Source organism: Roseomonas sp. TS2, assembly GCF_058833935.1.
This window is the reverse complement of the sequence record NZ_JCACVY010000007.1, coordinates 61,498-68,149: the sequence shown is the minus strand read 5'-3', so window position 1 is coordinate 68,149 and position 6,652 is coordinate 61,498. Positions and strand designations below refer to the sequence as shown.

Annotated in this window: 4 protein-coding genes; 3 read left to right on the top strand and 1 reads right to left on the bottom strand. The window is 70.4% G+C overall.

Going from position 1 to position 6,652, the window contains the following annotated elements; all coding sequences use genetic code 11:
- Positions 1-645, bottom strand: a 645-nt coding sequence (locus ACZJYS_RS02985) for a glycosyltransferase family 2 protein (protein WP_493175695.1), incomplete at its 3' end; no start/stop codon positions are given.
- Between the two features lie 508 nt (positions 646-1,153).
- Here ACZJYS_RS02985 and ACZJYS_RS02980 point away from each other — a divergent pair.
- The 3 genes from ACZJYS_RS02980 (at position 1,154) to ACZJYS_RS02970 (ending at position 6,650) form a co-directional block, all read left to right on the top strand.
- A complete protein-coding gene (locus ACZJYS_RS02980; RefSeq protein WP_493175694.1) occupies positions 1,154-3,334 on the top strand; it encodes an amylo-alpha-1,6-glucosidase in 2,181 nt (726 codons plus the stop codon).
- A 149-nt stretch (positions 3,335-3,483) separates the two neighbouring features.
- Entirely contained in the window at positions 3,484-5,016 is a 1,533-nt protein-coding gene (gene pehA, locus ACZJYS_RS02975) for a phosphoric/sulfuric ester hydrolase PehA (RefSeq protein WP_493175693.1), read from the top strand.
- On the top strand, positions 5,013-6,650 hold the full coding sequence (locus tag ACZJYS_RS02970; protein ID WP_493175691.1) for an ABC transporter substrate-binding protein: 1,638 nt from the start codon (positions 5,013-5,015) through the stop codon (positions 6,648-6,650). Before pehA ends, ACZJYS_RS02970 begins: the two co-directional genes overlap by 4 nt.
- The last annotated feature ends 2 nt before the right edge of the window (positions 6,651-6,652 follow it).

Below are 6,652 nucleotides of genomic sequence, written 5' to 3'. Positions count from 1 at the left end.
CCGGTAGACGCCGAGATGGCTGACCAGGTTCTGCCCCAGCAGCAGCTCCGGATTCCAGCCGGGCTTGAAATAGGGGCCATAGCGCCGGCCCTGCCCGTCCACCTTGTCCTCGTCCGAGAAGAACAGGTCGGCCTCCGGGCAGGCGCGGATGTGCTGCGCCACCACGAACAGCGCCTGGGGCGGCAACAGGTCGTCATGGTCCATCAAAGCCACGAACTCGCCGCGCGCCAGTTCCAGGGCGGAGTTGCTGGCGGCGCTGATATGGCCGTTGCGGCTCCGGCGCACGGTGCGGATGCGCGGGTCCGACGCCGCCGCCTCGGCGAGCACCGCCTGCACATGGGGCGCGGGCGAGGCGTCGTCGGCGATGCACATCTCCCAGTGCGGGTAGGCCTGCGCCCGCACGGAGGCGATGGCGGCCCGCAGAAAGGGCTCCGGCGTGTTGTAGACCGGCATCACCACCGAGATCAGCGGCGGGTCCGGCATGGCCTGGGCGGCGCTGGCCATGGCCGCCAGGGCTTCCGGGCACGGCGTGTCGTGCTCGGCCACCCAGCGCTGGTAGGCGGCGGGCGAAGGGCCCCAGCAGCGCCCGCCCATGCGCGTCATCAGCTGCGCCATGCCCGGCAGATAGGGCGCGGTATCCAGCATCAGGCGCCGGAGTGGGTTGAGGATACGCGGATGACGCCGCAGCCAGCTCCGCAGCCGGCCGGCGATCTCCGCGGAAGGGCGGCCTGGAACCAGCGGCAGAACCGGCCCCGAACCCGTGTCTTGTCGTGTTTGCACCATGCGATCGGCCGGTTATGGCAAGCGCCCCCGAGCGACGCAAATCATCTGCGCGACAGCGGAGGCCAGGAGCAGGGCCGCGTTTCTCCGGATATCCTGACATATTACGAAATATTTCGCTTTTCTTGGGCGCTAACCCGATATTTTTCAGGTCGCCGGCTGCTGGCCTCTCCGCCGCGCCCCTGCCGACCCGCCAGCCCGTTGCATCCTCCGGAAATCAGGTGGACGTGGCCCGTCGCCGTCTGGCGGCCACTTGACCAAGTGGTGACGGGTCCCAACGCATAAACAAGGCAACCGAGGCTGGAGGATCACCCCTGATGTTCGCCCGCACCCCGCCCCGTCGCCTTGCGGCCGGCACCTGATGGACCGCCCCATGGACATCTCCGCTCCCGGCGCACCCCATCCGGATGACGATGGCTTCCCCGTCGCGGCCACGGCCTCGTTGCAGGAAGGGCGCTCCACCACCCTGAAGCATGGCGACACCTTCGCCCTTTTCGACCATGCGGGCGACCTCGGCGGCGGCCCGGAAGGCCTCTACCACGACGACACGCGCCACCTGTCGCACCTCTCGCTGTGGCTGAACGGCGCACGGCCGCTGCTGCTGAGCGCCGCCGTGCAGGACGACAACGCCGCCCTCACCTGCGACCTGACGAACCCCGACCTGCCCGCCGGCGGCGGGCTGGAGGCGGTGCCGAACGACCTCCTGCACCTGCGCCGCAGCCGTTTCCTCTGGAAGGGGGCCTGCCACGAGCGCCTGTCGCTGCGGAATTTCGACGACCGTCCGCACCGCCTGCGGCTGGAGCTCCGCTTCGCCGCCGATTTCGCCGACCTGTTCGAGGCACGCGGCGCCCGGCGCGAGCGCCGTGGCACACTGCACGCGCCCCTGCAGGAGCGGGACCACGTCACCCTCTCCTACACCGGGCTGGATGCCCAGCGGCGCCAGACCGTGCTGCGCTTCGATCCCGCACCCACCCGCCTGGAGGCGCAGCGGGCGATCTACGAGCTCACCCTGCCGTCGCGCACCCGGCAGGCGGTGTTCATCGAAATCGGCTGCAACCGCGAACCGGCGCCCTGCACGGCGCGGCAGGCCTTCGGCCTGGCGCTGCGCGAGGCGCGGCGGGCGCAGCGGCGCGACGCCACGCTGCGGGCCGGCCTCGACAGCAGCAACGACATCTTCAACGAGACGATGCGCCGCGCCGCGGCCGATCTCAGCATGCTGGTGACCGAGACGCCGGAGGGCCCCTACCCCTATGCCGGCATCCCCTGGTACAGCACCGCCTTCGGGCGGGACGCGCTGATCGCCGCCTGGCACACCCTCTGGTACAGCCCCGCCCTGGCCTGCGGCGTGCTCCGCTTCCTGGCCGCCCATCAGGCGACGGAGGAAGACCCGGCCACCGACGCCGAGCCCGGCAAGATCCTGCATGAGACGCGGCAGGGCGAGATGGCGCTGCTCGGCGAGGTGCCGTTCCGCCGCTACTATGGCAGCGCGGACGCCACCCCGCTCTTCGTCATGCTGGCCGGCGCCTATCTCGACCGAACCGGCGACCTGGCCACGCTGCGCGTCCTGCGACCGAACATCGAGGCGGCGCTGGGCTGGATCGACCGGCACGGCGACACGGACGGGGACGGCTTCGTCGAATACAGCCGCAAGCGGCCGGACGGGCTGCTGAACCAGGGCTGGAAGGACAGCCACGACGCCATCTTCCACGCCGATGGCCGGCTGGCGGAGGGGCCGATCGCGCTGGTGGAGCTGCAGGCCTATGTCTATGGCGCCTGGCGCGCCGCCGCCCGCATCTTCCGCCGCCTGGGCGACCCGCTCGCCGCCGAGGCACTGGACCGCCGCGCCGACGCGCTGCGCCTGGCCTTCGACGCCCGCTTCTGGGACGAGGAACTGGGCACCTACATCCTGGCGCTGGACGGGCGGAAGCAGCCCTGCCGGGTGCGCAGCTCCAATGCCGGGCACGCGCTGTTCGCCGGCATCGCCCTGCCGGAGCGCGCGGCGCGGGTGGCGCACACGCTGCTGGAGCCGGATTCCTTCTCCGGCTGGGGCATCCGCACCATCGCCGCCGGCCAGTCGCGCTACAACCCGATGAGCTACCACAACGGTTCCGTCTGGCCGCACGACAACGCGCTGGTGGCCGAGGGGCTGGCCCGCTACGGCTTCCGGCGGCAGGCGGCGAAGGTGTTCTCCGCCCTGTTCGACGCCGCCACCTATGTGGAGCTGCGCCGCCTGCCGGAGCTGTTCTGCGGCTTCCCGCGCCGCCGCGGCCAGGGGCCGACGCTCTATCCGGTGGCCTGCGCGCCGCAGGCCTGGGCGGCCACGGCACCCTTCGCCCTGCTGGGTGCCTGCCTGGGGCTCGGCTTCGACGCCGAAGCCCACTGCATCCGCTTCGACCAGCCGGTGCTGCCGCGCTTCCTGGAAAGGCTGACCCTGCGCAGCCTCCGCCTGGGAGAAGGCCATCTGGACATCGCCTTCCACCGCGCGGGGGAGGAGGTGGGGATGCAGGTGCTGCACCGCTCCGGCGGGCTGCAGGCCGTGCTGCGCAGCGGCTGAAGCCAGGCCGCGCGGGCCGGGCCGGCCTCGTCGAGCGGGGCCGGCCGTTGCCGTCGAGTGTCACGACACTGCCATAACCCTGTCATCCGCCCGTCGCGGCACACGGCCTAAGCGCTCCGCCCGAAGAGTATGACGGGACGGATTGCCGCATGGCGCGACGGAAAAATGTTCTGCTGATCGTTGTGGACCAGTGGCGGGCGGATTTCGTGCCCGCGCTGGGGGCCGGATTCCTGCGGACGCCGAACCTGGACCGGCTGTGCCGGGAGGGCGTCACCTTCCGCAACCACGTGACCAACGCCGTGCCCTGCGGCCCGGCGCGCGCCAGCCTGCTGACCGGCCTCTATTTGATGAACCACCGGGCGGTGCAGAACACCGTGCCGCTGGATTCGCGCCACATGAACCTCGGCAAGGCGCTGCGGCATATCGGCTACGACCCGGCGCTGATCGGCTACACCACCTCCACCCCCGACCCGCGCACCACCGGCGCGCGCGACCCGCGCTTCACCACGCTGGGCGACCTGATGGAGGGCTTCCGCGCCGTCGGCGCCTTCGAGCCCAGCATGGACGGCTATTTCGGCTGGCTCGCCCAGAAGGGCTACGCCCTGCCCGAGAAGCGCGAGGACATCTGGCTGCCCGAGGGCGAGGACAGCGTGCCGGGTGCCACCGACCGCCCCTGCCGCATCCCGGCCGAGCTGTCGGACACCGCCTATTTCACCGAGCGGGCGCTGACCTACCTGAAGGGCAAGGGCGACAAGCCCTGGTTCCTGCATCTCGGCTACTGGCGGCCACACCCGCCCTTCATCGCGCCCGCGCCCTACAACACCATGTACAGCCCGGCCGATATGCCGGCGCTGCACCGCCGCCCCACCTGGCAGGAGGAGGCGGCGCAGCACCCGCTGCTGGATTTCTACCTGCGCGGCATCAGCCAGGGCTCCTTCTTCCACGGCGCCGGCGGTGCCGCGAGCGCACTGGACGAGGCGGCCATCCGCACCATGCGCGCCACCTATGCCGGCCTGATCACCGAGGTGGACAACGCGCTGGGCGAGGTCTTCGACTACCTCGACGAGACGGGGCAGTGGGATGACACCATGGTCATTTTCACCTCCGACCATGGCGAGCAGCTCGGCGACCATTACCTGCTCGGCAAGATCGGCTACCACGACGAGAGCTTCCGCATTCCGCTGGTGGTGAAGGAAGCCGGTGCCTCGCCCCGCGCGGGCGAGATCGAGAGCGCCTTCACCGAGAGCGTCGACGTGCTGCCGACCATCCTGGAATGGCTGGGCGGCGAGGCGCCGCGCGCCTGCGACGGCCGCTCCATCCTGCCGCTGCTGCAGGACGGCCCGCCGGCCGACTGGCGGGAGCACCTGTTCTACGAATACGATTTCCGCGACGTGCACTATTCCAAGCCCGAGACCGCGCTCGGCCTCGGCCTGGACGACGCGTCGCTCTGCGTGGTGCAGGACGAGAACTGGAAATACGTCCATTTCTCCGGCCTGCCGCCGCTGCTCTTCGACCTGCAGCGCGACCCGCAGCAATTCGACAACCTGGCGAACGATCCCGCGCATGCCGCGGTCGTCGCCGAATACGCGCAGAAGGCGCTGTCGCACCGGATGCGGCACGCCGAGCGCACCCTGACGCATTTCCGCGCCACCCCCGGTGGCCTTGAGGAGCGCAATCCATGATGACGCCCCGCCGTTCCCTCCTGCTCGGCGCCAGTGGCGCGCTGGGTCTCTCGGCCCTGCCGCGCTTCGCCGTCGCGCAGGCCGACAACCGCCCGAGCATCGCCATCGCGGTGCAGAAGATCAGCAACAGCAACACGCTGGAAGTGCTGCGCGAGCAGTCCAACGTCGGCGAGCGCGTGCTGTTCTCCTCGCTGTGGGAAGGGCTGATCGGGCGCGACTGGCTGGGCGGCCTCGGCGCCGTGCCGGAGCTGGCGACCGAGTGGCGCCGCATCAGCGACCAGGTAGTGGAGCTGAAGCTCCGCCAGGGCGTGAAGTTCCACAATGGCGACGAGATGACCGCCGAGGACGTGGTCTTCACCTTCGGCCCCGAGCGCATGTTCGGCGACACCAACCCGACGGCGCAGGGCCGCACCATCAGCGTCTCGGGCGACCGCATCCCGACCCGCGCCGGGCGCGACCTGCCGGCGGAGGTGCCGGCCGTGGCGCGCCGCTCCTGGCCGGCGCTGGAGCGCGTCGAGATCGTCGACAAGTACACGGTGCGCTTCCACAACGCGACGCCGGACGTGACGCTGGAGGGCCGCCTCTCCCGCTACGGCAGCCAGATCATCAGCAAGCGCGGCTACATCGAGGCCGAGACCTGGTTCGAGTGGGCGCGCAAGCCCATCCTCACCGGCCCCTACAAGGTGGCCGAGTTCCGCCCGGACCAGCTGCTGCGCCTCGTCGCGCACGATGAATACTGGGGTGGCCGCCCGCCGCTGCGCGAGATCCGCTTCATCGAGGTGCCGGAGGTCTCGGCCCGCGTCAACATGCTGCGCTCGGGCGAGGTGCAGTTCGCCTGCGACATCCCGCCCGACCAGATCGGCGGCATCGAGGGCGACCGGCGCTTCGAGGTGCAGGGCGGCACCATCCTCAACCACCGCCTCACCGTCTTCGACAAGAACCACCCGCAGCTCGCCGATGCGCGCATCCGCCGCGCCTTCACCCACGCCATCGACCGCCAGGCGATCGTGGACAGCCTGTGGTCCGGCCGCACGGTCGTGCCGAAGGGGCTGCAGTGGGAATACTACGGCGACATGTTCGTCTCCGACTGGAGCGTGCCGAAGTATGACCCGGCCGAGGCGCAGCGCCTGCTGAAGGAGGCCGGCTACAAGGGCGACCCGATCCCCTACCGCCTGCTCAACAACTACTACACCAACCAGACGCCGACGGCGCAGGTGCTGGTGGAGATGTGGAAGCAGGTCGGCCTCAACGTGCAGATCGAGATGAAGGAGAACTGGTCGCAGATCCTCTCCCGCGAGCCGGGGCGCGCGGTGCGCGACTGGTCGAACAGCGCGCCCTTCAACGATCCCGTCTCCTCCATCGTCAACCAGCACGGGCCGAACGGCCAGCAGCAGCAGGTTGGCGAGTGGAGCAACGACGAGATGAACCGCCTCTCCGTCGAGCTGGAGACGAGCACGGACCGCGCCCGCCGCAAGCAGGTGTTCCGCCGCATGCTGGAGATCTGCGAGCGCGAGGACCCCGCCTACACCGTGCTGCACCAGAACGCGACCTTCACCGCCAAGCGGCGCGACATCGGCTGGAAGGCGGCGCCCGCCTTCGCGATGGACTTCCGCGCCGGCAACTGGAAGAGCTGAGG